General features: G+C 67.5%; 30 protein-coding genes and 1 tRNA gene. 25 read left to right on the plus strand and 6 right to left on the minus strand.

Features of this window, described 5'->3' with window-relative positions:
* The first annotated feature begins 240 nt into the window (after positions 1–240).
* Genes AC4LGL_RS23040 through recN form a run of 6 tightly spaced genes read left to right on the plus strand, consistent with a single transcriptional unit; the run spans position 241 to position 5,854 of the window.
* Complete coding sequence (locus AC4LGL_RS23040) at positions 241–1,095, plus strand: tetratricopeptide repeat protein (RefSeq protein ID WP_491840796.1); 855 nt, start codon at positions 241–243, stop codon at positions 1,093–1,095.
* A 1-nt stretch (position 1,096) separates the two neighbouring features.
* Positions 1,097–2,113, plus strand: coding sequence for an HAD-IIA family hydrolase (locus AC4LGL_RS23045; RefSeq protein ID WP_491840797.1), 1,017 nt, complete (start codon positions 1,097–1,099; stop codon positions 2,111–2,113).
* 28 nt (positions 2,114–2,141) lie between these two features.
* Entirely contained in the window at positions 2,142–2,348 is a 207-nt protein-coding gene (locus AC4LGL_RS23050; RefSeq protein WP_491840798.1) for a hypothetical protein, read from the plus strand.
* 6 nt (positions 2,349–2,354) lie between these two features.
* The gene (locus AC4LGL_RS23055; protein WP_491840799.1) at positions 2,355–3,164 is read left to right on the plus strand and encodes a TlyA family RNA methyltransferase; all 810 of its coding nucleotides are present in this window, start codon (positions 2,355–2,357) and stop codon (positions 3,162–3,164) included.
* Positions 3,161–4,084 (plus strand): NAD kinase, encoded by a 924-nt coding sequence (locus AC4LGL_RS23060; RefSeq protein WP_055114685.1) that lies wholly within the window; start codon positions 3,161–3,163, stop codon positions 4,082–4,084. Before AC4LGL_RS23055 ends, AC4LGL_RS23060 begins: the two co-directional genes overlap by 4 nt.
* Positions 4,085–4,090: 6 nt before the next feature.
* Complete coding sequence (gene recN / locus AC4LGL_RS23065; protein WP_491840800.1) at positions 4,091–5,854, plus strand: DNA repair protein RecN; 1,764 nt, start codon at positions 4,091–4,093, stop codon at positions 5,852–5,854.
* On the opposite strand, the gene AC4LGL_RS23070 is transcribed toward recN, so the two are convergent.
* Positions 5,851–6,753, minus strand: a complete 903-nt coding sequence (locus tag AC4LGL_RS23070) for a pyridoxamine 5'-phosphate oxidase family protein (RefSeq protein ID WP_491840976.1) — start codon at positions 6,751–6,753, stop codon at positions 5,851–5,853. The genes recN and AC4LGL_RS23070 overlap by 4 nt on opposite strands.
* 15 nt (positions 6,754–6,768) lie before the next feature.
* Complete coding sequence (locus AC4LGL_RS23075; RefSeq protein ID WP_491840801.1) at positions 6,769–7,230, minus strand: VOC family protein; 462 nt, start codon at positions 7,228–7,230, stop codon at positions 6,769–6,771.
* 139 nt (positions 7,231–7,369) lie between these two features.
* Here AC4LGL_RS23075 and AC4LGL_RS23080 point away from each other — a divergent pair, with 139 nt between their 5' ends.
* The 6 genes from AC4LGL_RS23080 (at position 7,370) to xerD (ending at position 13,603) form a co-directional block, all read left to right on the plus strand.
* On the plus strand, positions 7,370–7,891 hold the full coding sequence (locus tag AC4LGL_RS23080; RefSeq protein WP_491840802.1) for a CGNR zinc finger domain-containing protein: 522 nt from the start codon (positions 7,370–7,372) through the stop codon (positions 7,889–7,891).
* 100 nt (positions 7,892–7,991) lie between these two features.
* Positions 7,992–9,176, plus strand: a complete 1,185-nt coding sequence (gene steA / locus AC4LGL_RS23085) for a putative cytokinetic ring protein SteA (protein WP_491840803.1) — start codon at positions 7,992–7,994, stop codon at positions 9,174–9,176.
* Between the two features lie 14 nt (positions 9,177–9,190).
* Entirely contained in the window at positions 9,191–10,132 is a 942-nt protein-coding gene (locus AC4LGL_RS23090; RefSeq protein WP_491840804.1) for a copper transporter, read from the plus strand.
* Positions 10,133–10,273: 141 nt separating this feature from the next.
* Positions 10,274–12,037: a CTP synthase gene (pyrG, locus tag AC4LGL_RS23095; RefSeq protein WP_491840805.1), complete on the plus strand. Its 1,764-nt coding sequence runs from the start codon at positions 10,274–10,276 to the stop codon at positions 12,035–12,037.
* Entirely contained in the window at positions 12,030–12,650 is a 621-nt protein-coding gene (locus tag AC4LGL_RS23100; protein ID WP_491840806.1) for an NUDIX domain-containing protein, read from the plus strand. The genes pyrG and AC4LGL_RS23100 overlap by 8 nt, the downstream gene beginning before the upstream one ends.
* The gene (xerD, locus tag AC4LGL_RS23105; RefSeq protein WP_491840807.1) at positions 12,647–13,603 is read left to right on the plus strand and encodes a site-specific tyrosine recombinase XerD; all 957 of its coding nucleotides are present in this window, start codon (positions 12,647–12,649) and stop codon (positions 13,601–13,603) included. Before AC4LGL_RS23100 ends, xerD begins: the two co-directional genes overlap by 4 nt.
* Here the strand turns inward: xerD and AC4LGL_RS23110 are convergent.
* Positions 13,600–14,352: an O-methyltransferase gene (locus tag AC4LGL_RS23110; RefSeq protein WP_491840808.1), complete on the minus strand. Its 753-nt coding sequence runs from the start codon at positions 14,350–14,352 to the stop codon at positions 13,600–13,602. The two genes, xerD and AC4LGL_RS23110, sit on opposite strands and share 4 nt — an antisense overlap.
* Positions 14,353–14,472: 120 nt before the next feature.
* Between AC4LGL_RS23110 and AC4LGL_RS23115 the strand changes: the two genes are divergently transcribed.
* From AC4LGL_RS23115 to AC4LGL_RS23150, 8 genes are all read left to right on the plus strand, one after another.
* Positions 14,473–15,357 carry an AAA family ATPase gene (locus AC4LGL_RS23115; RefSeq protein ID WP_448446997.1) on the plus strand — a complete coding sequence of 295 codons (885 nt, stop codon included), beginning with the start codon at positions 14,473–14,475 and terminating at the stop codon, positions 15,355–15,357.
* Positions 15,354–16,232: a segregation/condensation protein A gene (locus AC4LGL_RS23120; protein ID WP_491840809.1), complete on the plus strand. Its 879-nt coding sequence runs from the start codon at positions 15,354–15,356 to the stop codon at positions 16,230–16,232. The genes AC4LGL_RS23115 and AC4LGL_RS23120 overlap by 4 nt, the downstream gene beginning before the upstream one ends.
* 8 nt (positions 16,233–16,240) lie before the next feature.
* Entirely contained in the window at positions 16,241–16,978 is a 738-nt protein-coding gene (gene scpB, locus AC4LGL_RS23125; RefSeq protein WP_491840810.1) for an SMC-Scp complex subunit ScpB, read from the plus strand.
* A gap of 1 nt (position 16,979) precedes the next feature.
* Positions 16,980–17,720 carry a pseudouridine synthase gene (locus tag AC4LGL_RS23130; protein ID WP_064957705.1) on the plus strand — a complete coding sequence of 247 codons (741 nt, stop codon included), beginning with the start codon at positions 16,980–16,982 and terminating at the stop codon, positions 17,718–17,720.
* Positions 17,717–18,403 (plus strand): (d)CMP kinase, encoded by a 687-nt coding sequence (gene cmk, locus AC4LGL_RS23135; RefSeq protein WP_491840811.1) that lies wholly within the window; start codon positions 17,717–17,719, stop codon positions 18,401–18,403. The genes AC4LGL_RS23130 and cmk overlap by 4 nt, the downstream gene beginning before the upstream one ends.
* On the plus strand, positions 18,400–19,821 hold the full coding sequence (gene der, locus AC4LGL_RS23140) for a ribosome biogenesis GTPase Der (protein WP_491840812.1): 1,422 nt from the start codon (positions 18,400–18,402) through the stop codon (positions 19,819–19,821). Before cmk ends, der begins: the two co-directional genes overlap by 4 nt.
* Before the next feature lie 38 nt (positions 19,822–19,859).
* Positions 19,860–20,627, plus strand: a complete 768-nt coding sequence (locus tag AC4LGL_RS23145; protein WP_491840977.1) for a sulfite exporter TauE/SafE family protein — start codon at positions 19,860–19,862, stop codon at positions 20,625–20,627.
* Positions 20,628–20,872: 245 nt separating this feature from the next.
* Complete coding sequence (locus tag AC4LGL_RS23150; RefSeq protein WP_491840813.1) at positions 20,873–21,790, plus strand: sulfite exporter TauE/SafE family protein; 918 nt, start codon at positions 20,873–20,875, stop codon at positions 21,788–21,790.
* Here the strand turns inward: AC4LGL_RS23150 and AC4LGL_RS23155 are convergent.
* Positions 21,787–22,548 carry a FadR/GntR family transcriptional regulator gene (locus AC4LGL_RS23155; RefSeq protein WP_491840814.1) on the minus strand — a complete coding sequence of 254 codons (762 nt, stop codon included), beginning with the start codon at positions 22,546–22,548 and terminating at the stop codon, positions 21,787–21,789. The two genes, AC4LGL_RS23150 and AC4LGL_RS23155, sit on opposite strands and share 4 nt — an antisense overlap.
* 99 nt (positions 22,549–22,647) lie before the next feature.
* Between AC4LGL_RS23155 and AC4LGL_RS23160 the strand changes: the two genes are divergently transcribed.
* From AC4LGL_RS23160 to AC4LGL_RS23170, 3 genes are all read left to right on the plus strand, one after another.
* A complete protein-coding gene (locus AC4LGL_RS23160) occupies positions 22,648–23,538 on the plus strand; it encodes a carbon-nitrogen hydrolase family protein (protein ID WP_491840815.1) in 891 nt (296 codons plus the stop codon).
* 11 nt (positions 23,539–23,549) lie between these two features.
* Positions 23,550–24,926, plus strand: coding sequence for an APC family permease (locus AC4LGL_RS23165; protein WP_491840816.1), 1,377 nt, complete (start codon positions 23,550–23,552; stop codon positions 24,924–24,926).
* Positions 24,927–25,017: 91 nt separating this feature from the next.
* Positions 25,018–25,091: transfer RNA gene (locus tag AC4LGL_RS23170), tRNA-Pro, on the plus strand.
* 107 nt (positions 25,092–25,198) lie between these two features.
* On the opposite strand, the gene AC4LGL_RS23175 is transcribed toward AC4LGL_RS23170, so the two are convergent.
* Complete coding sequence (locus AC4LGL_RS23175; protein WP_491840817.1) at positions 25,199–25,426, minus strand: hypothetical protein; 228 nt, start codon at positions 25,424–25,426, stop codon at positions 25,199–25,201.
* A gap of 6 nt (positions 25,427–25,432) precedes the next feature.
* Positions 25,433–25,834, minus strand: coding sequence for an ester cyclase (locus AC4LGL_RS23180; RefSeq protein ID WP_491840818.1), 402 nt, complete (start codon positions 25,832–25,834; stop codon positions 25,433–25,435).
* A gap of 122 nt (positions 25,835–25,956) precedes the next feature.
* On the opposite strand from AC4LGL_RS23180, the gene AC4LGL_RS23185 reads away from it, so the two are divergent.
* Complete coding sequence (locus AC4LGL_RS23185; protein ID WP_491840819.1) at positions 25,957–26,268, plus strand: hypothetical protein; 312 nt, start codon at positions 25,957–25,959, stop codon at positions 26,266–26,268.
* Positions 26,268–26,780: a UCP032817 domain-containing protein gene (locus tag AC4LGL_RS23190; protein ID WP_491840820.1), complete on the plus strand. Its 513-nt coding sequence runs from the start codon at positions 26,268–26,270 to the stop codon at positions 26,778–26,780. Before AC4LGL_RS23185 ends, AC4LGL_RS23190 begins: the two co-directional genes overlap by 1 nt.
* The last annotated feature ends 1 nt before the right edge of the window (position 26,781 follow it).

A 26,781-nucleotide genomic window follows, 5' to 3' on the forward strand; every position in this document is an offset into this window, starting at 1 on the left:
TAAGCCTGCCAGCGCCGATGATACTACCCTCCCGGGTGGAAAAGTAGGACACCGCCGAACACAAATTAAGAATCGCCCCCCACGTTTTACGTGGGGGGCGATTCGCTTTTATTCACCAATTCTCGATATCGAATTCAGTCGATATTCGAGCGATTACTCGCTGCGTCGGCGCTCACATAATTATGTCGGCCGTGGCTGCTGCCAGTATCCTTTGCGGGAAGGGCGGGTAGAAAGGCACACGTGGTCGGAGACAGACAAGGCGACGCAGAGCGGCGCCCGCGGCGTGCATCCAACGACCGCACATCCAGCAACAATTCGGGTCCTCGGCGGCACTACGACCAGCGGGGGCGGGATCAGCGCTCCGGCGCGCCCCGGACTTCCGGACCGGGTCGGGCCCGGGCGGCGCAGCCGACAGCTGATGGTGAACCCAGGACCGAGGGCCCGCGATTGCCGGCCGACGTCGAGGCCAAAGAACTGGCGCCCGATGTCCGTCGGGAACTGGTGACCCTGGACAAGACGACCGCGGACTTCGTCGCCCGCCACCTCGTGATGGCCGGCAAGCTGCTGGACGAGGATCCCGAGACGGCACTGGCCCACGCGCGTGCCGCCCGCAACCGGGCCGGCCGGATCGCGGTGGTGCGTGAGGCGGTCGGTATTGCGGCGTATCACAGCGGAGACTGGGCCCAGGCGCTCGCCGAGTTGCGTGCGGCCCGGCGAATGGGCAGCAAGTCGGCCCTGCTCGCGATGATCGCGGATTGCGAGCGCGGTGTCGGACGACCCGAGCGGGCACTGGAGCTCGCTCGCAGTGACGAGGCCACCGCGCTCACCGGAGAGGACGCCGACGAATTGCGCATCGTCACGGCCGGCGCCCGGTCAGACCTCGGACAGTTCGAGCAGGCGTTGGCGATCCTGTCTTCTCCGCCGCTGGACCCGACCAGTGTGGGACCGACTGCGGCCCGGCTGTTCTACGTATATGCCGACACCCTGCTGGCGCTCGGGCGCAACGACGAGGCGCTTCAGTGGTTCGTCCATGCCGAGCAGGCCGACATCGAGGGAATCACCGACGCGGAAGACCGGATCACGGAGCTGTCCTGACGTGACCACGCTTGCACGGCAACATGATTGCCTGCTGCTCGACCTCGATGGCACGGTGTTTCGCGGCCATGCGCCCACTGAGGGCGCGCTGGAGAGCTTGGCCGGGCTGGATGCACGGCTGCTGTATGTCACCAACAACGCGTCGCGCGCGCCTGAGCAGGTTGCCGAGCATCTGCGTGAACTCGGCTTCGTCGCCGACGCCGATGATGTGGTGACCAGTGCTCAAAGTGCGGCGCACCTTCTGGCCGCCCAGCTGCCGGCGGGCTCGACGGTTCTCGTCGTCGGGACCGATGCCCTTGTCGACCAGGTCGGCAAGGTCGGGCTGCGGCCGGTTCGGACGTTCGACGAGGGCCCGGTCGCCGTGGTGCAGGGACACTCGCCGACTACCGCCTGGCCGGATCTGGCCGAGGCGGCATTGGCTATTCGGGCCGGCGCGTTGTGGGTGGCGGCCAACGTGGACCTGACGTTGCCGTCGGAACGAGGGCTGTTGCCGGGCAACGGCTCGATGGTGGCGGCACTGCGCGTGGCGACCGGTCAGGATCCGCTGGTGGCCGGAAAGCCCCAACCGACCCTGATGAACGACGCCTTGAGTCGGGGGACGTTCGCCGCGCCGCTGGTGGTGGGGGATCGGCTCGACACTGATATCGCCGGAGCCGTCGCAGCCAGGTTGCCGAGTCTCATGGTGCTCACCGGCGTCAGTACCGCGCGTGAGGCAGTCCATGCCGTACCCGCGGAGCGCCCGGGCTACCTGGCGGCCGACCTGCGGGGCCTGCACACCGCCGCCGACGCGCTGCGCATCGGTCCTGACGCGGCCTGGCGGATCGACGTCGACACCGACACGGTCACGGTGCACTCCACCGGTCAGGAACCGGTCGATGACCTGTCGGTCGTGCGGGCCACGGCACACGCGGTGTGGGGTACGGACCTGGACCCGGCTGCGGTCACAGTGGCAGCCGGCGACGACACAGCGTGCCAGGCGCTGCAACGTTGGTCGTTGCTGTCGGTGCCGGTCGATTAGTGCGTCATCGACTAGCGTGAGTGTCGATATGAGTACCGATCCCGACGAACTGCGCGCCCAGGTCGCTGCGGTGCTGGCCGGCGTGCCGGATCCCGCGGTGGATCCGTCCGCACTCGAGGCCATGGACATCGACGTGGTGGCTGCCCGGCTCGAGCAGGCCCACGATCTGCTCGTGCAGGCCCTCGAATCCGTCGACAGGGGGCAACCGGGCGGACCGCAGGCGACCGGAAGGTGAGCGTCGGTGGCGCGGCGCGCTCGCGTTGATGCCGAGCTGGTGCGACGGGGTCTGGCCCGGTCCCGCCAGCAGGCGGCCGAGATGATCGAGGCCGGGCGCGTCCGGATCGACGGTATGCCCGCGGCCAAACCGGCTACCGCGGTTGCCCCGGACACCAACATCACTGTGATCGCCACAGCGGAACGGAGCTGGGTCTCGCGAGGTGCACACAAGCTGATCGGTGCGCTGGACGCGTTCGACGTCGCCGTCGACGGCCGGCGCTGCCTCGATGCCGGGGCCTCGACCGGGGGCTTCACCGAGGTGCTGCTCGACCGCGGCGCCGCCGAGGTGGTGGCCGCCGATGTGGGCTACGGGCAACTGGCCTGGCCGCTGCGGTCGGATGAGCGCGTGCACGTGCTGGAGCGCACGAATGTGCGGGAGTTGACTCCGGAGGCGATCGGCGGGCCGGTTCAGCTGGTCGTCGCCGACTTGTCCTTCATCTCGCTGGCCACTGTCCTTCCGGCGCTGACGGCCTGTGCGGACGCCGACGCCGATATCGTTCCGATGGTGAAACCGCAGTTCGAGGTGGGCAAGGATCGGGTGGGCGCCGGCGGCGTCGTATCCGATCCAGAGTTGCGCATCGATGCCGTGTGCACGGTCGCCCGCAAGGCGGCCGCATTGCAGTGGCATGCTGTCGATGTGACGGCTAGCCCGCTCCCGGGGCCATCGGGCAATGTCGAGTATTTCCTGCACCTGCGTGCCCAGACCGAGCGTCCGCTGGCCGGCGAGGCGCTCGAACATGCAGTTCGGCAGGCGGTCGAGGAGGGACCGCAATGACGTCTGAACGCACGATCCTGCTGGTGGTGCACACCGGCCGCGACGAGGCGACCGAAGTCGCCCGCCGGGTGGAAAAGGTGCTCGGCGACAACGGCATTGGTTTGAAGGTGCTCTCGGCGGAGGCCGTGGACCGCGGACCTCTGCATCTGGCGCCCGATGACATGCGCGCGCTCGGGGTCGACATCGAGGTGGTCGACGCCGAGGAACGCGCGGCCGAAGGTTGCGAGCTGGTGCTGGTCCTCGGCGGCGACGGTACGTTCCTGCGGGCCGCCGAGCTCGCGCGCAATGTCGAGATCCCGGTGCTGGGAGTCAATCTCGGCCGGATCGGGTTCCTGGCCGAGGCCGAGGCGGAGGCCATCGACCACGTGCTCGATCGCGTCATCGAGCGCGATTACCGCATCGAGGAACGCATGACGCTCGACATCGCGGTGCGGGTGGGCACCGATGTGGTGAACCGCGGGTGGGCGCTGAACGAGGCCAGCCTGGAGAAGGGGCCGCGACTCGGGGTGCTCGGTGTGGTGTTGGAGGTGGACGGTCGCCCGGTCTCGTCCTTCGGCTGCGACGGAGTGCTGGTGGCAACCCCGACGGGATCCACCGCCTACGCGTTCTCGGCAGGCGGCCCGGTGCTGTGGCCGGACCTGGAGGCGATTCTGGTGGTACCCAACAATGCTCACGCACTGTTCGCCCGTCCGATGGTGACGAGCCCGCTGGCCAGCATCGCGATCGAGATCGAGGCGAGCGGCAACGATGCGCTGGTGTTCTGTGACGGTCGCCGCGAAATGATCGTGCCTGCCGGTGGCCGCTTGGAGGTGACGCGCTGCGGCACCCCGCTGAAATGGGTGCGGCTGGATTCGGCGCCGTTCACCGATCGCCTGGTGCGCAAGTTCCGGCTGCCGGTCACCGGATGGCGGGGGCAGTAGATACCTGTGCTGTCGGAGATTCGGATCGAGTCGTTGGGCGCGATCAGCGCCGCCACCGCGGAGTTCGACCGCGGGTTGACCGTGCTGACCGGGGAGACCGGTACCGGCAAGACGATGGTGGTGACGAGCCTGCATCTGCTCGGCGGGGCACGGGCTGACGCGACCAGGGTGCGTTCGGGATCTGACCGCGCGGTGGTGGAAGGCCGTTTCAGCACAATGGAACTCGGCGAGGACGTCTCCGGCCGGGTCGAGGAGATCCTGGACTCCTCGGGCGCCGAGCGTGACGACGATGGCAGCGTGATCGCGGCCCGCTCGGTCAGCCGGGCCGGGCCGTCTCGGGCGTATCTGGGTGGGCGCAGTGTGCCGGCGAAATCCTTGAGCAGCTTCACCGCCCAGGTGTTGACGTTGCACGGCCAGAACGACCAGTTGCGATTGATGCGGCCCGATGAGCAACGGGCGGCACTCGACCGGTTCGCGGAGGTGGACAAGCCTCTGACCCGCTATCGACGTATCCGCGACGAGTGGCTGGCGGCGCGTCGTGACCTCACCGACCGTCGGCGGCGGGCCCGGGAACTGGCCCAGGAAGCCGACCGGCTCAGCTTCGGCATCCACGAGATCGACGCGGTCGCACCGCAACCCGGCGAGGATGAGGCGATCATCGCCGACATCCGGCGGCTGTCGGAACTCGATGCGCTGCGGGAAGCCGCGCACTCCGCCCGCTTCGCGTTGGCGGGCGAGCTCGATGAGCCCACGACGGAGTCGACCTCGGCCGCCGACGGGGTGGGCCGCGCGCAGGCGGCGCTGGAGTCCACCGATGACTCGGCGTTGCAGGCACTGGCCGTCCGCTTGGCCGAGGCGATGGCGGTGATCGGCGACGTCTCCGGCGAGCTCGGTGACTACCTGTCCGAATTGCCGAGTGATGCCAGCACTTTGGAGACCAAGCTGGCGCGGCAGGCAGAGCTGCGCACACTCACCCGCAAGTACGCCGCCGATGTCGACGGGGTCCTGGAGTGGTCACGCGACGCCGCTGAGCGGTTGGCGCAGCTCGACGTGTCCGAGGAGAGCCTGGCTGCGCTGGACAGCAAGGTTGCCGAGCTCGAGGGGCAACTGGTCGCGGCGGCAGGCGAACTCACCAAAGCCCGGTCCAAGGCGGCCAAGGGGCTGGCCAAGGCGGTGACCGCGGAACTGGCCGGACTGGCCATGGCCAACGCAGTATTCACCATCGGTGTGGCTCCGATGCCGGCCCGGGCCGACGACTCTGCGCCGGTGACCATGCCCGACGGCGAGATGCTGCATGCCGGCCACGACGGCGTAGACGCGGTCGAGTTCGGGTTCACCGCACACCGCGGCGCGGATGTGCTGCCGCTGGCCAAGAGTGCCTCCGGCGGTGAGCTGTCCCGCGTGATGCTGGCCCTCGAGGTGGTCCTTTCGGCGTCGACCGCGGGCACCACGATGGTGTTCGACGAGGTCGACGCCGGGGTCGGTGGCCGGGCCGCAGTGCAGATCGGCCGCCGGCTGGCCCGGCTGGCGCGTACCCACCAGGTCATCGTGGTGACCCACCTGCCTCAGGTCGCGGCGTTCGCCGATGCGCACCTCCTGGTCGACAGTGGTAACGGTCGGGCCAAGTCCAGCGGCGTGCGCCGCATCGACGACGAGGACCGGGTCGCCGAATTGGCCCGGATGCTGGCCGGACTGGGGGAGTCCGACAGCGGGCGGGCTCATGCCAGGGAACTGCTCGAGGCTGCGCAGCAGGAGCGCGGCGCACCCTAGTCCTGATCGACGATCGCGCCCGGGTTGGCCGGCGACAGCTCGGCCGAGCTCCATCGCAGAGGACTGACGTGGGTGAGTTCCACCACCTCGTCGATCGTGAAGTCCACCGCGCACTGTGCACCGGCATCGGGATCGGCTTCAACCCAGTTGATTTCGGCGGTTCCGGTGAGCTGGAGCGTCGATCCGGAGAACCAGTCGATCACCAATATCCCGCACCTCGGGTTCGCGTCGATGTTGCCCAGCGTCATGAACATCGAGTTCCCGCGGTAGTCCGGCCACCGTAGCCGGCGGGGCGAGAGCACCTGCAGGAATCCGGGATTGCCGCCCCGGTGTGATGCGTCGGTATTGCCCGCGGCGTCCGCCGACCCGATGAAGAAGGCGTCGGCCTGGGTGATGACCGCTTGCTGTTGAGCGGTCAGTGCATGCCCACGGTGGACGTCGGGCAGTTTCGTCGAGGACCGCACCTCGGCGACGTCCCGGCGCGAAATGTACTTCGGGCAGTTCGAATACACCTGATCGGGGTGGATCCGCAGTCCCGTCCCAGCGGGCTCGGCGGAGCCGTTGACGCGCATCCGCCGCCGGGTCTGCGGTTCGATGGCGATCATCCCGATCTGCCGTCTGCCGCGCAGCACATCACGGACCGGATCGCCCGGCGCGGGTAGTGCGTCGACCAGGACCGTGCGCGGATCGTCGGCATGGACGAAGCCGGGCGGACCAGCGAACAAGCTGGTCCACACCCGGCCATCGTCATCGGCACCGGCGATCACGATCATCGGCTGTTCGGCGAGGAACGCGGCGGCGGCCGCGGGAACTTCGGTACGGATCATGCGGCCGACGCGGGTGGCGATCGCCTCCTGCCCCATCCGCCGCTGCACCGCCAACTCACCCGAGTGATACATGTTCACCGGCCCGGCTCAGAAGAATCCGCAGGTGGGGGCCGCCCCGCCGGGTGCGGGAGCGCTCTGCGCCCCGTTGGGCGCGTACACCTCGAGCCGGGTTCCGTCCGGGTCGGTGAAGAAGATGCCGCCGGAAGACGTTCCCTCGCCGTGCGCGACGACACCGTCGTGCGCGAACTCGGTGCCCAGCGCCTTCAGCGCCGCCTCGACGGTCCGCACCTCGTCGATGCTGGCTGCCTCGAACGAAAGATGATGCAGGCCTGGTGTTTCCGTGGAGAACCGGCCGTTGCTCTGCTGCCACAGGGTCAGCCGGAGCGTCCCGTCCGTGCCGAGGAAGGCGTACCGGTGCTCGCCCTCGCTGTTGACGGCGAGCGGTTCGAAACCCAATGCGTTTCGGTAGAAGGCGACGGAGCGGTCCAGGTCGGTGACGTTGATGCCGACGTGTCCGGCGGCGAGCTGTGGCGGGGTGGTTACGGGCATGCAGTCCTCCTGGGTAACTGGTGAAACGACTTACGTAGGTTAGAGCTGAAGAAGCTCCGCCGTCAACCATCTATTTATATTTCGATGGTTAGTTCGGCGGGTGGCTCCTGCCGTCGTGGGCGCGTGGTTACCCTCAGGTATGCGTGATCCGCGCCCGCATGTCGGCGAACCCCTTGCGCTGGATCTGCTGAACACCCGATGGATGTCAGCGGATGGGCCGCAGGACCTTCTCGCCGACGTCGACGGGCTCCACATTTGGTTGCTGGCCAATGGGCTGGACGACCGCTGCGAGGCTGACGAGAAGTCGCGGGTCGCCTTGATCGCGGCTCGGGAGGCGATCCTGCGGGCAGTGCAGGCGGGTTCCGTCGACGAGATCAATGACGTGCTGGAACGAGGCCGGATCCGGCGCATGCTCACGGCATCGGGCCCTGCCGAGGCTGTCGAGGTGTCGCAACCGGAGTGGCTGGCCGGCTGGCTGGCCGCGGGGGACCTGCTGCGGTTGCTGGGCGAGGCACCCGACCGGATCAAGCAGTGCGCCCACCCGCACTGCATTCTCTGGTTCCACGACAGTTCCAAGAACGGCGCACGACGGTGGCACTCGATGGCCACGTGTGGGAACCGCGCGAAGGCCGCACGGCACTATGCAGCGAAGCGGGATTGAGACCGCAGTGCTGTTACTGATGTGACAAAAGCCAACTTGTGGGGCTGGTGTTACGGCGCGCCTCCGCCGCCCGACCGGCGAAGCCCGACAGAATCGGCGCATGAAGATGTCCACGCTGCTCACTCGCAATGCCAGTACGCGTCCGGGAGTGACCGGCACTGCCCGTGTGGACCGCGACATCGATCGGCTGCTGCGCCGCGTCGGCCCTGGCGACATCGTCGTCCTCGACGCTCAGGATCTGGACCGGATCACCGCCGATGCGCTTGTCGAGGCCCAGATCGCCGGTGTCGTCAACGCCTCGCCGTCCATCTCGGGGCGTTACCCGAACCTTGGTCCGGAGGTGCTCGTCGCCAACGGTGTGGTGCTGATCGACGAGGCAGGGTCGGACGTCTTCAAGAAGATCAAGGACGGAGCGCGGATCCGCCTGAACAACGGCGGCGTCTACTCGGGTGACCGGCGGATCGCCGTGGGCACCGAGCGCAACGACCAAGAGATCCACGAGCTGATGCACGACGCCAAGAGTGGTCTCGTGGCGCACCTGGAAGCCTTCGCGGGCAACACCATCGAGTTCATCCGCAGCGAGAGCCCGCTGCTCATCGACGGCATCGGGATCCCGAACGTCGACGTGGACCTGCACCGCCGCCACGTCGTGATCGTCGCCGAGGAACCCGACGCGGCCGAGGACCTCAAGGCGCTCAAGCCCTTCATCAAGGAGTACCAACCGGTGCTGGTCGGTGTCGGGGCCGGCGCGGACGTGCTGCGCAAGGCCGGCTACCGCCCGGCGCTGATCGTCGGCGACCCGGACAAGATGAGCGTCGAGGTGCTGCGGTGCGGCGCTCAGGTGGTGCTGCCCGCCGACGCCGACGGCCACGCCGCCGGGCTGGAACGCATTCAGGACCTCGGGGTCGGTGCGATGACCTTCCCCGCCGCCGGATCGGCGGCGGACCTCGCGCTGCTGCTGTGCGACCACCATGGTGCGTCGCTCATCGTCACCGCCGGTCACACCGCCTCGATCGAGGAGTTCTTCGACCGCTCGCGCCAGCGCAGCAACCCGTCGACGTTCCTGACCCGGCTGAAGGTCGGGGAGAAGCTCGTCGACGCCAAGGCGGTCGCGACCCTGTACCGCAGCCGGGTGTCCGGCGGGGCGATCGCGCTTCTGGTGCTGGCGATGCTGGTGGCCGTGGTGGTCGCGCTGTGGGTGTCGCGCGCCGACGGGGCCGTGCTCGACTGGGTCGTCGACTACTGGAACCGCTTCACCCTGTGGGTGCAGGGCCTGGTCAGCTAGCAGGGCGGTGAGTTGTGATCACGCTACGCGCGCACGCCATTTCGCTGGCGGCAGTTTTCCTGGCGCTGGCAATCGGGGTGGCCCTGGGTTCGGGGCTGCTGTCCAACACGGTGCTGTCGGGCCTTCGGGACGACAAGAAGGACCTGCAGCACCAGATCGAGGCTCTCAATGACGGCAAGAATGCACTGAACGAAAAGCTCAATGCCGCAGGAGAATTCGATGCTCAGATGGCGCCCCGGATGGTGCGCGACGCATTGAAGGACAAGTCGGTGGTGGTGTTCCGCACGCCGGACGCCGCCGACGGTGATGTCGACGCGGTGTCGCGGTTCGTCCGCGACGCCGGCGGCACGGTCACCGGGAAAATCTCACTCACGAGCGAGTTCGTCGAAGCGAATTCGGCCGACAAACTGTTGTCGGTGGTCAATTCGCCGATCGTGCCGGCCGGCAAGCAGTTGAGCACCGCGGCGGTGGACCAGGGGTCCCAGGCCGGTGACCTCTTGGGGATCACACTGCTGATCGACCGGAACCCGGCGGCGGCGCCCGTCGATGACATGCAGCGTCAGACCGTGCTCACCGCACTGCGCGACACCGGGTTCCTGACCTATGACGATCCACACATCGGCGCGGCCAACACCGCGCTGATCGTGACCGGAGGCGGGTTGGGTGCAGACGGCGGCAACCGCGGCGCAACCATGGCACGTTTCGCTGCCGGGTTGGCCCCACACGGCACCGGAACTGTGCTCGTCGGCCGTTCAGGATCGGCATCTGGAACCGGTCCCGTGGCTGTGACCAGGTCCGATGCCGGCCTGACTGCCACCGTCAGCACCGTGGACGACGCCGATTCCAGCGCCGGTCAGATCACGGCCGTCCTCGCGTTGAGCGACCTCGCGGGCGGCGGGAAGCCGGGCCGGTACGGCACCGGGCAGGGCGCGACGTCGGTGACCGTCCCGCAATAGGCGCGCTCCGGCCACCGATTTGCCCCGGCGCATGCGGCGCGTCAGCGACGCCTTGTCGGCGTCGGTGTTAAGGTGAGATTCCGTGGGTCGGCAGGCCACAGCAGTTTCTCGATTCCCTGCCAGTCGTCACGGAGGATGCTTTTGCCCGCCTTACGCAAGCACCCGCACACCGCCACCAAACACCTCTTCGTCACCGGTGGTGTGGCGTCATCGCTCGGTAAGGGGTTGACCGCATCGAGCCTCGGTCAGCTGCTGACCGCGCGAGGGTTGCAGGTCACCATGCAGAAGCTCGACCCCTATCTGAACGTCGATCCGGGCACCATGAACCCGTTCCAACACGGTGAGGTGTTCGTCACCGAGGACGGCGCCGAGACCGACCTCGACGTCGGCCACTACGAGCGGTTCCTGGACCGCAACCTGTCCCAGTCGGCAAACGTGACCACCGGTCAGGTGTACTCCACGGTGATCGCCAAGGAACGCCGCGGCGAGTACCTGGGCGACACCGTTCAGGTGATTCCCCACATCACCGACGAGATCAAGAGCCGGATCCTGGCCATGGCCGAGCCCGATTCGTCCGGGCAGCGCCCCGACGTGGTGATCACCGAAATCGGCGGCACGGTGGGCGATATCGAGTCCTTGCCGTTCCTGGAGGCCGCCCGCCAGGTGCGCCATGAAGTCGGCCGGGACAACTGCTTCTTCCTGCATGTGTCGCTGGTGCCCTACCTCGCCCCGTCCGGTGAGCTCAAGACCAAGCCGACGCAGCACTCGGTGGCCGCGCTGCGCAGCATCGGCATCACCCCAGATGCCCTGATCCTGCGGTGCGACCGTGACGTCCCCGAACCGCTCAAGAACAAGATCGCGCTCATGTGCGACGTCGACATCGACGGCGTCATCTCCACCCCTGATGCACCGTCCATCTACGACATCCCCAAGGTGCTGCACCGCGAGGAGCTCGACGCGTATGTGGTGCGCCGGCTCAACCTGCCGTTCCGCGATGTGGATTGGTCGGAGTGGGACGACCTGCTGCGCCGGGTTCACGAGCCACAGGAGACGGTTCGGATCGCCTTGGTGGGCAAGTACATCGACCTGTCCGACGCCTACCTGTCGGTGGCCGAGGCGCTGCGCGCCGGCGGCTTCAAACACCGCGCCAAGGTGGAGATCCGCTGGGTCGCCTCCGATGACTGCGAGACCGACGCCGGTGCCTCGGCGGCCCTGTCCGATGTCGACGGAGTCCTCATTCCCGGCGGGTTCGGCATCCGGGGTATCGAGGGCAAGCTGGGGGCCATCGGGTTCGCCCGCAAGCGCGGCCTGCCGGTGCTCGGACTGTGTCTGGGGCTGCAGTGCATCGTGATCGAAGCGGCCCGCTCCGTTGGGATCACCGGAGCCAACTCGGCCGAGTTCGATCCGAAGACAGTGGACCCGGTGATCTCCACGATGGCCGATCAGGAGGACGCCGTCGCAGGCGAGGCCGACCTGGGCGGCACCATGCGGCTCGGTGCCTATCCCGCCGTATTGGAATCGGGATCGATTGTGGCGCAGGCCTATCAGGCCACCGAGGTGTCCGAACGGCACCGGCATCGCTACGAGGTCAACAACGCTTACCGCGACCGGATCGCCGAGAGCGGGCTGCGGTTCAGCGGCACCTCGCCCGACGGGCACCTGGTGGAGTTCGTCGAGTACGACTCGAACATCCACCCGTTCCTGGTCGGGACGCAGGCCCACCCTGAGCTCAAGAGCCGGCCGACGCGCCCGCACCCGCTGTTCGCGGCATTCATCGGCGCGGCGCTGGATTACAAGGCTGCAGAGCGGTTGCCCGGCATGGACCTTCCCGAGCATTTCGCCGAGGAGTCCGAGGACGTCGAGGACGGCGCGAGTCCGGTGGACGAAGCCGCCTCTCTTGGCTGAACACGACTTCGAGACGCTGGCCAGCGAAACCGTCTACGTCGGAAACATTTTCGCGCTGCGCGCGGACGAGGTCAGCATGCCCGGCGGCGGGTCGGCCCGGCGTGAGGTCGTCGAGCACTACGGTGCGGTCGCGGTCGTGGCCCTGGACGAGGACGGCAATGTGGTACTGGTGTACCAGTACCGTCACCCGCTGGGACGTCGGCTCTGGGAACTGCCCGCCGGCCTCCTCGACCTCGGCGGGGAGCCTCCCGAGGTGACTGCCGCGCGCGAACTCGAAGAAGAGGTCGGGCTGGCCGCCGCGCACTGGCGGGTGCTGGTGGATCTCGATTCGACGCCGGGGTTCTCCGACGAGAGTGTGCGGATCTACCTGGCCACCGGGTTGACCGACGTCGGGCGTCCCGAGGCCGAGCACGAGGAAGCCGACATGGTGGTCGAGCGGGTGCCGCTGGCAGACGCCGTGCGGAGGGTGTTCTCCGGCGACATCGTGAACGGCATTGCGGTGGCAGGCATCCTGGCCGCACACGCGATGCCCGATGCGGAGGCGTTACGGCCGGTCGACGCGGTGTGGACCGACCGGCCGACAGCGTTCAGGCGGCGCAAAGGTCTGTTATGACCACACCGTCACCCCTCCGATCGGCCCTCGACGACCAGCTGCAGGGCTACCTCGATCACCTGACGATCGAGCGGGGCGTGGCGGCCAACACGTTGAGCTCCTACCGGCGCGACCTGCGTCGCTATGCCGAACACCTGACCCAGCGGGGAATCGCGGATCTAGCGGAGGTGGCCGAGGCCGATGTCAGCGACTTCCTGATCGCGCTGCGTCGGGGGGACCCGGAATCGGGAGTGACCGCGCTGTCGGCGGTTTCGGCCGCGCGGGCAGTGGTCGCGGTCCGCGGACTTCACCGGTTCGCCACGGCCGAGGGCATCACCGCACTCGACGTCGCCCGCGGGGTCAAACCGCCCACGCCGAGTCGTCGGCTGCCCAAGAGCCTCAGCCTCGACGAGGTGCTCGCGCTGCTCGAGGCCGCCGGTGGGGAGAGCGAGGCGGACGGTCCGCTGACGCTGCGAAACCGGGCGCTGCTGGAACTGCTGTACTCCACCGGCGCCCGCATCTCCGAGGCCGTCGGACTCGACATCGACGACATCGACACGCACGCGCGTTCGGTGCTGCTGCGCGGCAAGGGCGGTAAGCAGCGGCTCGTGCCCATCGGGCGCCCGGCTGTCGCCGCGCTCGACGCGTACCTGGTGCGGGGGCGTCCGGACCTGGCCCGCCGGGGCCGGGGCACCCCCGGAATCTTCCTGAACGCCCGCGGTGGCCGACTGTCCCGCCAAAGTGCCTGGCAGGTGCTGCAGGATGCCGCGGCGCGGGCCGGCATCGCGTCGGCGGTCTCACCGCACACGTTGCGGCACTCGTTCGCGACCCACCTGCTCGACGGCGGTGCCGACGTGCGCGTGGTCCAGGAACTGCTGGGCCATGCCTCGGTGACCACCACGCAGATCTACACCATGGTTACGGTGCATACGCTGCGCGAGGTCTGGGCAGGGGCCCACCCGCGGGCGCGCTAGCCGCCCAGGTACGCCGACTCCAGCACCAGATCCGGCAGCAGCGTCTGGTACTCGGCATGGGTCTTGTGGTGCTTGGTGTCCCACTGCGAGCCCTGATGCGCGCTCATGTATGCCAGGTACTTCGGCGCTCCCGGCAGCTTCACGTTGTCGGCCACCACGATCGAGCCCCGGTGCAGCCAGCCACGGTCCAGCAGGCTCTGCAGGTCCGTCAGATAGGCGTTCTTCTCGTGATCGAGGAACACGAAATCCAGTCCGCCTGCGTCGAACCCGGCCGCCGCGAGCGCATCGAGCGTGCGGCCGCCATCGCCGATGGTGCCGACCACACAGGTGATCCGGTCGGCCACCCCGGCGTGGGCCCAGATGCGTCGGGCGATGTCGGCGTTGGTGGGGGAGAACTCGACCGAGAACACCCGAGCGGCCGGCGCGGCCCGGGCGATCCGCATCGCCCCGTAACCGCAGTAGGTACCCAGCTCGAGCGCCAGACGTGGGTCGGCCCGCACGACCGCGGCGTCGAGCAGCGCACCCTTCTCGTCGCCGACGTTGATCAGGAACGACTTCTCGTAGGCGAACTTGTCGATGGTGGTGATGACGTCGTCGAGGTCGCCGGCGCGGGCGTTGGCCACCACATAATCGGCGGCCGCGGCCTCGCGCCCGTCGCCCCACTGCCCGGTTTTCGAGAAGTGCCTGGCGCCGATTCCCATCCGGATGAACGACCATCGCAACAGCGGCAGCCGCTGTTTGAGACTCATGACGCACACCATATGCGCCTGTTTGCCCGCGGGTCTGCCCGTTCTGGCTGCATGACGACGTTAAACTTGCCGGGATATGTGCGCCGAGACTGCGGGAAACCTGACCAGTAGTGGTGGGGTATGAACGACGACAGCGCACACGACGGCCTCTTCGAGCACAGCTCACCCGAGCTCGGTCTGACCGGGCGGCCACCGCGTGACATTCCCGAACCGCGGCCGCGTTCGACACATGGTCCGGCCAAGGTGATCGCGATGTGCAATCAGAAGGGCGGGGTCGGCAAGACCACCTCGACCATCAATCTGGGTGCCAGCCTGGCCGAGTACGGCCGCCGGGTGTTGCTGGTGGACCTGGACCCGCAGGGCGCATTGTCGGCGGGTCTCGGGGTGCCGCACTACGAACTTGCGCACACGGTGCACAACCTGCTGGTCGAGCCGCGGGTGTCGATCGACGACGTGGTGATCAAGACCCGGGTCAGCGGCATGGACCTGGTCCCCAGCAATATCGACCTCTCGGCTGCCGAGATCCAGCTGGTCAACGAGGTGGGCCGCGAGCAGTCGCTGGCCCGGGCCCTGTATCCGGTGCTGGACCGCTATGACTACGTGCTGATCGACTGCCAGCCGTCGCTGGGGCTGCTCACGGTCAACGGACTGGCCTGCGCCGACGGTGTGATCATTCCCACCGAATGTGAATACTTCTCGCTGCGCGGGTTGGCGCTGCTGACCGACACCGTGGACAAGGTGCACGACAGGCTCAACCCGAAGCTGTCCATCAGCGGCATCCTGGTGACCCGGTACGACCCGCGCACGGTCAACGCGCGTGAGGTCATGGCCCGCGTGGTGGAGCGGTTCGGCGACCTGGTGTTCGACACCGTGATCACCCGGACCGTGCGCTTCCCGGAGACCAGCGTGGCGGGCGAGCCGATCACCACCTGGGCGCCCAAATCGGGCGGTGCCGTCGCCTACCGCTCGCTGGCCCGCGAAGTCATCGACCGGTTCGGCGCGTGAACGATGTCTTGAACACCCCGGCCACTCCGACCGGCGATCCTGCCGAACCAGCGGCCGCCGTCGGGGATGAGCCGACCACCGGTGATCAGCAGAACCGATTCCAGGTTCGGCTCACCAACTTCGAGGGACCGTTCGACCTTCTGTTGCAGCTGATCTTCGCGCACCGCCTCGATGTCACCGAGGTGGCATTGCACCAGGTCACCGACGATTTCATCGCCTACACCAAAGAGATCGGCGCCCGGCTCGAACTCGACGAGACCACGACGTTCCTGGTGATCGCGGCGACGCTGCTGGACTTGAAGGCGGCCCGGTTGCTGCCGTCGGGCGAGGTGCACGACGAGGAGGATCTCGCCCTGCTCGAGGTCCGCGACCTGTTGTTCGCGCGACTGCTCCAGTACCGGGCGTTCAAGCACGTCGCGTTGATGTTCGCCGAACTGGAGGCCGCGGCGCTGCGCAGCTACCCGCGCGTGGTGTCGCTGGAGGATCGCTTCTCGGAGCTGCTGCCCGAGGTGATGCTCGGCGTCGACGCCGGCAAATTCGCCGAGATCGCGGCCGCCGCCTTCACCCCGCGCCCGGTGCCCACGGTGGGCATCGACCACATCCACGCGCCCAAGGTGTCGGTGCCCGAACAGGCGCACCGGATCATCGCCCTGCTTGAGCAGCGCGGGATCGGCGAATGGGCAACTTTCTCCGAACTCGTGGCAGAGTGCACCGACGGACTGCAGATCGTCGGCCGCTTCCTGGCGCTGCTCGAACTGTTCCGAGCCAAGGCGGTAGCATTCGAGCAACCAGAACCGCTTGGAGTGCTCCAGGTTTCGTGGACCGGAGATCGGCCGACCAGCGAACATCTGGCAACCGCTGATGCGGAAGAATAGCGAGAACAATGACTGACGAGATCTCCGATTCCGGAGAGCGGTCCGATGATGCCCCGGGTGAAGCGATCCCGGTCGGAGATGACCTGGGCATCGACGTGGCGACGGTTCCCGAGCTCGAAGACGGTGAACTTGGTGCTGTCCTGGAGGCGTTGTTGCTGGTGGTGGACACGCCGGTGACACTGGATGCGCTGGCCTCGGCGACCGAACAGCCCGCCTACCGGGTGATGGCCAAGCTGCGGCTGATGGCCGATGACTTCGCCGCCCGTGACAGCGGCATCGACCTGCGCGAGGCCGCCGGTGGCTGGCGGATGTACACCCGGGCGCGCTACGCCCCGTATGTCGAGCGGCTCCTGCTCGACGGCGCGCGGTCCAAGCTGACCCGTGCCGCCCTCGAGACCCTGGCGGTGGTGGCCTACCGGCAACCGGTGACCCGGGCGCGGGTGAGCGCGGTGCGCGGCGTGAACGTGGATGCGGTGATGAGGACTCTCGTGGCGCGCGGTCTGATCACCGAGGCAGGCACCGATCCCGATTCGGGTGCGGCCGCGTTCGCCACCACCGAGTTGTTCCTGGAGCGGCTCGGCCTGACATCCCTCTCCGATCTGCCCGACATCGCGCCGCTGCTGCCCGATGTCGACGTGATCGACGATCTGAGCGAATCTCTCGGTGACGAGCCGCGTTTCGCCAAACTCAACGGCGGCGCGCCCGGTGGCAACCAGCCGATGGCCTTCGATGTGGACAAGGACTGACATGGCTGAAGAAGGCGTACGGCTGCAGAAAGTGTTGTCCCAGGCCGGGATTGCGTCCCGGCGGGTGGCCGAGCGGATGATCACCGACGGCCGCGTCGAGGTCGACGGACGGCTGGTGACCGAGCTCGGTACCCGGGTCGACCCGGATACGGCCGAGATCCGGGTGGACGGCTCCCGGGTGGTCATCGATGACACGCTGGTCTACCTGGCGATCAACAAGCCGATCGGCATGCTGTCGACGATGTCCGACGAGCGGGGCCGCCCCTGCGTGGGAGATCTCGTGGAGCACCGGGTTCGGGGCAACAAGAAGCTGTTCCACGTCGGCCGGCTCGACGCCGACACCGAGGGGCTGCTGCTGCTCACCAACGACGGGGAGCTTGCCCACCGGCTGATGCACCCGTCGTATGAGATCCCCAAGACCTATGTGGCGACGGTCATCGGCACGGTGCCGCGCGGCCTCGGCAAGAAGTTGCGCGCCGGTGTCGAGCTCGATGACGGTCCGGCGCATGTCGACGACTTCGCGGTGGTGGACACGGTTCCGGGCAAGACGTTGGTGAAGGTCACGCTGCACGAGGGCCGCAACCGCATCGTGCGGCGCATGTTGGCCGCGGTGGATTTCCCGGTGCAGGAGTTGGTCCGCACCGACATCGGTTCGGTGGCGCTGGGGGACCAGCGGCCGGGCAGTATCAGGGCGCTCAGCCGCAAGGAAATCGGCGAGCTTTATCAGGCGGTGGGAATGTGAGCGGGTCTCTGGTGGTGGCGGTCGACGGGCCGGCGGGAACCGGGAAGTCTTCGGTTTCAAGAGGTTTGGCGCAAGCCCTCGGTGCGAGCTACCTGGATACCGGCGCGATGTACCGCATCGTCACGTTGGCGGTGTTGCGTGCCGGCGTCGACCTGGACGATGCCGAGGCCATCGACGCGGTGGCCTCGGGCGCGGTGATAGGCGTGGGCTCGGATCCTGGTCAGGACCGCGCGTTCCTGGCCGGTGAAGACGTCTCGGACGAGATCCGTGGTGACGAGGTGACCCGCGCGGTGTCGGCGGTGTCGGCGGTGCCCGGCGTGCGTGCCCGCCTCGTCGATCTGCAGCGCGAGCTGGCTGCTGCGGGTGGACGCGTGGTGGTCGAGGGGCGCGACATCGGCACGGTCGTGCTGCCCAAGGCCGACGTCAAGATCTTCCTCACCGCTTCTGCCGAGGAGCGCGCCCGGCGCCGCAACGCCCAGAACATCGCGAGCGGTCTGCCGGACAACTATGCGACGGTGCTCGCCGACGTGCAGCGGCGCGATCACCTCGATTCCACGCGGGCCGTTTCCCCGTTGCGGGCAGCCGAGGACGCGCTGGTGGTCGACACCAGTGATATGGACCAAACACAGGTCGTGACACACCTTCTCGACCTGGTGACCCAGCATGCGGGGGTGCGCCGATGAGCGACTCTGATGGTGACGGCACCTGGTCGGACGAGAGCGACTGGGAGTTCAGCGACGAGGTTGCCGAAGTTCTCGAGGAGGCCGCCGCGCCGCCTCCGGTGGTGGCCGTCGTCGGTCGTCCCAATGTCGGGAAATCGACTCTGGTGAACCGGATCCTGGGGCGGCGTGAAGCCGTCGTGCAGGACATTCCCGGGGTGACCCGTGACCGGGTGTCCTATGACGCGAGCTGGTTGAACCGCCGGTTCATGGTGCAGGACACCGGCGGATGGGAACCCGACGCCAAGGGTCTGCAGCAGCTGGTGGCCGATCAGGCACTGGTGGCGATGCGCACCGCTGACGCGATCATCCTGGTCGTCGATGCGGTCGTCGGCGCCACGTCGGCCGACGAGGCCGCGGCCCGGATGCTGCGCAAGTCGGGCAAGCCGGTTTTCCTGGCGGCCAACAAGGTTGACACGCAGCGCGGTGAGTCCGACGCTGCCGCACTCTGGTCACTGGGCATCGGCGAGCCGCACGCGATCAGCGCCATGCACGGCCGCGGCGTGGCCGATCTGCTCGACACGGTGATGGAGAAGCTGCCCGAGGTCTCCGAGGTGGGCGGCAGCGGTGTGGGCGGACCGCGCCGCGTGGCACTGGTGGGCAAGCCGAACGTCGGCAAGAGCTCACTGCTGAACCGCCTGGCCGGTGACGAGCGCTCGGTGGTGCACGATGTCGCAGGCACCACCGTCGATCCCGTCGACTCGCTGATCGAATTGGGCGGCAAGACTTGGCGATTCGTCGACACAGCAGGTCTGCGCCGCAAGGTCGGACAGGCCAGCGGACACGAGTTCTATGCGTCGGTGCGCACCCACGGCGCGATCGATGCGGCCGAAGTCGCGATCATGCTGATCGATGCCTCCCAGCCGCTGACCGAGCAGGACCTGCGGGTGCTGTCGATGGTGATCGAGGCCGGGCGTGCCCTGGTCATCGCGTTCAACAAGTGGGACCTGGTCGACGAGGACCGGCGGTACCTGCTGGACAAAGAGATCGATCGGGAACTGGTGCAGGTCCAGTGGGCGCCGCGGGTCAACATCTCGGCCATGACCGGCCGGGCGGTGCAGAAGCTGGTGCCGGCCCTGGAGACGTCGCTGGCGTCCTGGGACAAGCGGATCTCGACCGGGCAGCTCAACAACTTTCTCAAGGAGATCGTGGCCGCGACCCCGCCGCCGGTGCGTGGCGGTAAGCAGCCCAAGATCTTGTTCGCCACCCAGGCGGCCACCCGGCCGCCGACGTTCGTGCTGTTCACCTCCGGGTTCCTGGAGGCCGGTTACCGCCGGTTCCTGGAGCGCCGCCTGCGTGAGCAGTTCGGTTTCGAGGGCAGCCCGGTGCAGATCAACGTCCGGGTCCGCGAGAAGCGTGGAGCACCCAAGAAGAGGCGCTGAACCGGGCCGATAGGCTGGCCCGAGTGTCCGTCACCCACATGATCCTGATCGCGCTGGCCGGTGTCGGTGCGGGCGCGATCAACGCCGTCGTCGGGTCCGGCACGCTGATCACCTTCCCCACGCTCGTGGCGCTGGGAATCCCACCGGTCACCTCGACGATGTCCAATGCCGTCGGTCTGGTCGCCGGCGGTGTCTCCGGCACCTGGGGCTATCGCCGGGAGCTGCGTGGCCAGTGGAAACGGCTGCGCTGGCAGATTCCCGGATCGCTGATCGGCGCCGGCCTTGGCTCCTGGCTGCTGCTGCACCTGCCGGAAAAGGTGTTCGTCGCGGTCGTGCCGGTGTTGCTGATCCTGGCGCTGGTACTGGTCGTCGTCGGCCCGCGGATCCAGGCGTGGGTACGGAACCGCGCCGAGGAGTCCGGGCAGTCCGCCGACCACGTCGGCCCGCGTCGTATGGCGGTGCTGGTGATCGGCACGTTCGCCGTCGGCATCTATGGCGGCTACTTCACGGCAGCCCAGGGCATCCTGCTGATCGCGGTGATGGGTGCGCTGCTGCCGGAATCCATCCAACGGATGAACGCCGCCAAGAACCTGCTGTCGCTGTTGGTCAACATCGTCGCGGCGCTGGCGTACACGATCGTCGCGTTCGACCGGATCAGCTGGGTGGCGGCGGGCCTGATTGCGGTCGGTTCGCTGATCGGTGGGTTCCTCGGCGCTCACTACGGACGCCGGCTGTCGCCGAATGCGCTGCGTGCCGTGATCGTGGTGGTGGGACTGATCGGGCTCTACCGGTTGTTGAGCCTCTAGGGTCAAGGCTTGCCTGCGCGAAGCCTCGGGTAAAGTCACATCAACTGTCGAGCAGGAAGGGGTGACCGGTGGCTGAACTTGCCTACCGCACCGCACCGTCTGCTCTGGCTGCCCTCGAGCCCTTCTGGCCGTCGCGCCGGTTGATGGCTTTCGACGAGTGGTGTCGCGCGGGTCGGTAGACACGCGCGCCCAACCTTCCGTCGGGTCACCCGGGGCGGTGACCACAATCGAAAGCAGCCGAACCTATGCGTTCGCTTCTGATCTTCACGCTCGTCGGCCTCGGGGCCCAGTTGGTCGACGGTGCGCTCGGCATGGCCTTCGGTGTGACCGCCTCGACCCTGCTGGTGCTCAGCGGGGTGGCGTCGGCACAGGCCAGCGCCGCGGTGCACCTGGCTGAGGTCGGAACCACGCTGGCGTCGGCGGTGTCGCACTGGCGCTTCAAGAACATCGACTGGCCGATGGTCGCCAAGCTCGGGATCCCCGGGGCGGCAGGCGCATTCGCGGGTGCGACCGTGCTGTCGGCGCTGTCGACGGAGTCCGCCGCACCGCTCATGGCGGCGATCCTGCTGGGCATCGGACTGTACGTGCTGTTGCGTTTCTCGCTGGGCACGCCGCTGAGTCTCGGGCAGCACGGCACCAGTCACAGTGCGAAGTTCCTGGCCCCGCTCGGTCTGTTCGGCGGTTTCATCGACGCGTCGGGTGGCGGCGGCTGGGGGCCGGTGACGACGAGCACCCTGCTGTCGCAGGGCAAGACCGCGCCGCGGACCGTGATCGGTTCGGTGAGCGCCTCGGAGTTTCTGGTCGCGGTGTCGGCGTCGATCGGCTTTCTGGTCGGGCTGCGCCAGGAGTTCCTGGAGAACTGGCCTGTGGTGCTCGGGCTGATGGTCGGCGGGGTGATCGCTGCGCCGGTCGCCGCCTGGCTGGTCAGCCGGATCAATCCCGCGCTGCTCGGTACCGCTGTCGGCGGGGTCATCCTGCTGACCAACAGCCAGAAACTGGTGCACTACTTCGGCGTGCACTGGCCGTGGTCGACCGGGATCTACACGCTCATCGTGGCGGGGTGGGCAGCTCTGGTGGTCCGTGCCTGGAAGACGTCGCGGGCACCGCGCGATGTCGACGATTCGGTCGTGACCGCGGTCGAAGAGCCGGCGGCACGCAGCTAGCCGGACTCCTTCGCGGGCCGTGACAGGCCCACGTACATGGTCTGGTGCAACGACAGCACGTGATTGCGGGCAATCTCGGAGGCCGCCCGGCAGTCGCGTCGGCGCAGCGCTTCCACCAATCGGGCATGTTCTCGGTTGGACTCGTGCAGGTAGCTGATCGGGTAGGGAATGAAGTAGCGGTACAGCCCGTGCAGCACGTCGCAGTAGCTGTGCATCGCCCAGTCGAGACCGCTTGCCGCCGCGACCGATTCGTGGAATCGCTGATCGGCGGTGTGGAAGCCTGTCCAGTCGGTGGTCCTGGCAGCCTCGGCGACGATCGCCGCGAGCGCGTCGAGCTGCTCATCGGTGGCGGCCTGCGCCGCAGCCGCGCTGAGGGCATCCTCGGCCAACGCGCGTAGGTCTATGAGGCGGCGCACTTCGGCAGCATCGGCACGGAACGTGGCCGAGGGGTGATCTGTTCCGCCGTCCACTCTGGCGCCGCTACGGGCGACAAAGGTGCCGCCGACCCGACCACGGCGGCGGACCACCACGCCCTCGTCGGCCATCGACTGCAAGGCCCGGCGGACCGTGGCGACGCTGACGTCGAGGGCGGCGGCGATGTCGGGTTCGGCGGGCAGCCGTTCCCCCCTGGTCATGAGCCCCAGTTCGATGGCCAGTCCGAGGCGGGCCCGCACCGTGTCAGCGGCGCTGAGCCGGGTGATGCCCGCGACGGCGGGGGCGTTGAGCGCCGGATGCGCGTCACCGACCTGCAACGTCATGGGCCTCAGCGTACGTCAGCTATTGCTCTATTTGTTCATGCTGAACTAATATCTGGGCTGAATTCGCTCATTCTGGGTTATTAATGCTTCGGAGGTCCTGTGTCCGGATCGATCACGGTGGCCGGCGTCCAGGCAGCCCCGCTCGACATCGCGGGCCTGCCCGTGTTCGGCCGGGAGGACACCGTCACGCAGTTCATGGCCGATGTGCTGCGGGTGCGGTCAGCGGTGACCGGTCCGGCACTGATCGTCTATCCCGAGATCCATCTGTTCGGTACCGAGGACACCGACATGCTGGCCGCTGCGGCAGAACCACTGGACGGTCCATTGATCGCCGCCCTCGGCGAGGTGGCCCGCGCCGCCGATGCCTGGCTGGTTCCCGGGTCGGTGTGTGAGCTGGGGGAGAACGGTGAATTGTTCAACACCGCACCGGTTTTCGCCCCGGACGGCCGGCTCGTGGCGTCCTACCGCAAGATCTTCCCCTGGCGACCGTTCGAGAAGTACACGCCCGGCGACCAGTTCGTCACCGTCGACATCCCTGACGTCGGCCGACTCGGACTGTCCATTTGCTATGACGCCTGGTTCCCCGAGGTGAGCCGCCATCTGGCCTGGATGGGTGCCGATGTGATCGTCAACGTCGTCAAGACCACCACCGAGGACCGGAGTCAGGAACTGGTGCTGGCTCGTGCCAATTCGATTGTGAACCAAGTCTTCACAGTGAGCGTCAACTGTGCCGGACCAGTGGGTAAGGGGCGCAGCCTCATCGTCGACCCCGAAGGCGCTGTGCTCCAAGAGACCTCGGGCGCAGCCCCGGATGTGCTCTGCCAGCACATCGACTTCGGGGCCGTCGCCGCGGTACGCGAGCGAGGAACTGCCGGTACCAACCGGATGTGGGACCAGTTCGGACCGTCGGACCGGCCGATCGGGTTGCCGCTGTACCAGGGCCGAATCGACCCACAGCGTTGGTCACCGTCGAACCGCCACGCCAACTGAAAGGCACCGCCATGACACCGCCATCTGCCGGGCAACCGACCCTGGTGCGCGCCCTCGGGTTGCGTTCGCTGGTGCTGTTCGGACTGGCCTACATGACGCCGCTGATCGTTCTCGGCATCTTCGGCGTGATCGCGTCCACCACCGCCGGAGCGTCAGCGTCGGCGTACCTGATCGCGCTGGCGGCCATGCTGTTCACCGCGTCCAGCTACGGCAGGATGGCGGCCGCGTATCCGGTGTCGGGGTCGGCCTACACCTACGTGCGCCGCACCATCGACCCACGCGCCGGATTCCTCACCGGCTGGGCGGTATTGCTGGACTATCTTTTCCTGCCCATGGTCATCTGGCTGATCGGGGCGGCATATCTGGACGCTCAATTCCCGGGCATACCCGGCTGGTTGTGGGTGCTGGGATTCATCCTCATCACCACCGCGCTCAACGTCATCGGCATCAAGGTCGCCGACAAGGCCAACTATCTGCTGATGGCATTCCAGCTGTTGGTCATCGGGTTGTTCGTGGCGCTGTCGGTCGCTTCCGTCGTCCACAGCAGCGGTGCCGGCGGGCTGGTCAGTGCGAGCCCGTTCACCGGGATGGGCGCCGGCATCGGGGGTGTGACGGCCGGCGCGGCCATCGCGGCCTACTCCTTCCTCGGATTCGACGCCGTCACCACCTTCACCGAGGAAGCCATCGAACCGCGCAAGAACATGCCCCGCGCCATCTTGCTGATCGCACTGATCGGCGGCGCCATCTTCCTGGTCATCGCATACACCACCCAATTAGTGCACCCTGGTGGGGAATTCGCTGATTCCTCGTCGGCGGCCCTGGAGATCGCCAAGCAGATCGGCGGCAACTTGTTCGGGGCAGTGTTCCTCGCGGGCCTGATCCTCGCCCAGTTCGCGTCCGGCATCGCCGCACAGGCCTCCGCGTCGCGACTGCTGTTCGCCATGGGCCGCGACGGCACCCTGCCCCGGTCGGTGTTCGGCACGCTGAGCGCCAAATTCCGTACCCCGGCGGCCAACCTGGTGATGGTCGGCGCGGTGGGCCTGCTGGCGATGTTCCTCGACGTGGCGACGTCGACGTCATTCATCAACTTCGGGGCGTTCGTCGCGTTCACCCTCGTGAACGTGTCGGTCATCGTCTACTACTTCCGCCACCGGGCCGCCGGTGAGCCGCGCAACCCACTGCTCTACGTCGTGGCGCCGGCGATCGGTGCGGTCATCACGTCGTATCTGCTGCTGCAGCTGGACACCCGGGCGATTGTCCTCGGACTGTGCTGGCTGGCCGTCGGCATTGTCGTGCTGGGCGTGACGAGTCGCGGGTTCAGGACGCTGCCACCTGAGATTGCCGTCGACGAAGCCGAGGCGGCGACCGCCGAAACCGCAGCCCAGTGAGGGGTGTCCTGTGACGGGTGGGGCGGATTACGAGAACGGCGGGCGGCTACGGTAAGCTTTCGACTCGCTGCCGGTGCAAGCCGGAAGCACGCGGGCTGTGGCGCAGCTTGGTAGCGCACTTGACTGGGGGTCAAGTGGTCGCAGGTTCAAATCCTGTCAGCCCGACAGATGTAGTAGCACGTCAGAGGCGGTTTCGGAGAATTCCGAGGCCGCCTTTCTCGTACTCGTTGGCGGCATAGCTGGCAGTCGGTCACGTACTTTCAGGTTGATACTCAGCCCAGGCCCAATCCCACACCGAATTCGACATCCACGTTGACGCCCGGCACACCGATGACGGAGTCCGGGTTCGCGTTCGGGTTCCCGACGCAGTAATCGACCTCGACGCCATCGATGACGTCGCTGGTGCAGGTAGCGATCGGTTCGGCCGAGGCGTTCGGCGCGCCGACGATGGCGGATAGGGCGAGCGCTGCTTTCGCCAGCCACCCGAATCGTGTCTGCACGGCGGGCTACTTCTCGAGCAACGAGTGGTACAGCTCGTATGAGGCCTGTTCGACCCATCCGTGCTGTAGCTTGCCGTCGGCCACAGACCAGACGGCTGTGCCGGTCATGGCGATCGGTTTCCCGTTGGGTTCGGTGCCGAGCATGCCGTTGTTGGTCCCCGTCAGTACCCACCTGGAGGTGACGCGGGTGCCATCCTCGTTTTGGAAGGATTCGACTGGGTTGACGTGCAAGTCGTTGACGTGATCGAGGAATTGCTGCGCCCAGTGTTGGGCCTCGTCCAGTCCAGAGATTTTCTGACCGCCGGCTTCGACGACGACGTCGGCCGCGGCGAACCGGCCGACGGCATCGGCGTCGTGGGCATTCCAGACGTCGTCCCAGAACGCCCGCACGATCTCTGTTGATCGCATGTCTGCCACGATCCCACTCTTCTGCCGTGGCCGTAGGGATTTCGTCGGGAGTACAGCCCGTGTGATGTCCGTAGCCCGCAGCCCACGCGGCGGGTACGACACCGGAGTTGGGATCGGTAGCGATGCAACGCGTGGTCCGCTTGTCCGGTAAGGAAGTCGACGAGGAGAGGACGGACATCGTGTGGTGGATTATTCCGCTGGTGGTGATCGCGTTCGACGTAGCGATTTTGGCGATCTTCGTCATCGCCAAACGGAGGCATAGCGGGGATGGCTCGCGCCGCCGCGGCGGGCTGGGGTCTGTCGCCGGTGCCGGCGGTGCCGCAGCCTTCTGGGCGGCCGGCGCGGACTCCGGTTTCAGCGACGGAGGACACGGGGGATGCGGTGGTGGAAGTAGTTGTGGTGGTGGCGGAGGTTGCGGGGGCGGCGGTTGCTGATGATCACTCTGCGAAAGGGCGGCGCCCGACGTGCCGCCGGGCAGGTGATCGCCGATCTGGAATTGCCGGAGGCCGTGTTCAAGACCTGCCCTTGGCAGCCGCGTGAGCTCGTCGAAACCGGTCTGCGGCAGTGGTTTCGATGCTGCGCCGTAGCGCTGCGCGACGGTCAGGTCATCGGGATGCCCTCACGCGCGGTCGACGAAGCCTGGCACGGCCTGATTCTGTGCACCGCGCGTTACGCGGCATTCTGTGACGCCGCCTACGGGCAGTTCCTGCACCACCACCCCGACGGCGGTGCGCCGCCCGGAGCCACGGCGACCGGCGAGTGTATGGATGAACAGCTGCGCCGCACCGTCATCGCCTGGTCCATGATCGCCGGGCCGGGTGAGCGGTGCGTCCTATGGGATCTGGATTCTCGTCTCGGGCTTGATGAGCCATGGGGTGTGAGTCCGCGACGGGTCGCGGAAATCGAAGCGGCACTGAGCGGTCGGCGCGGCGCCGAGTCGGGATGAC

The sequence above is a fragment of the Mycolicibacterium arcueilense genome, assembly GCF_058536225.1.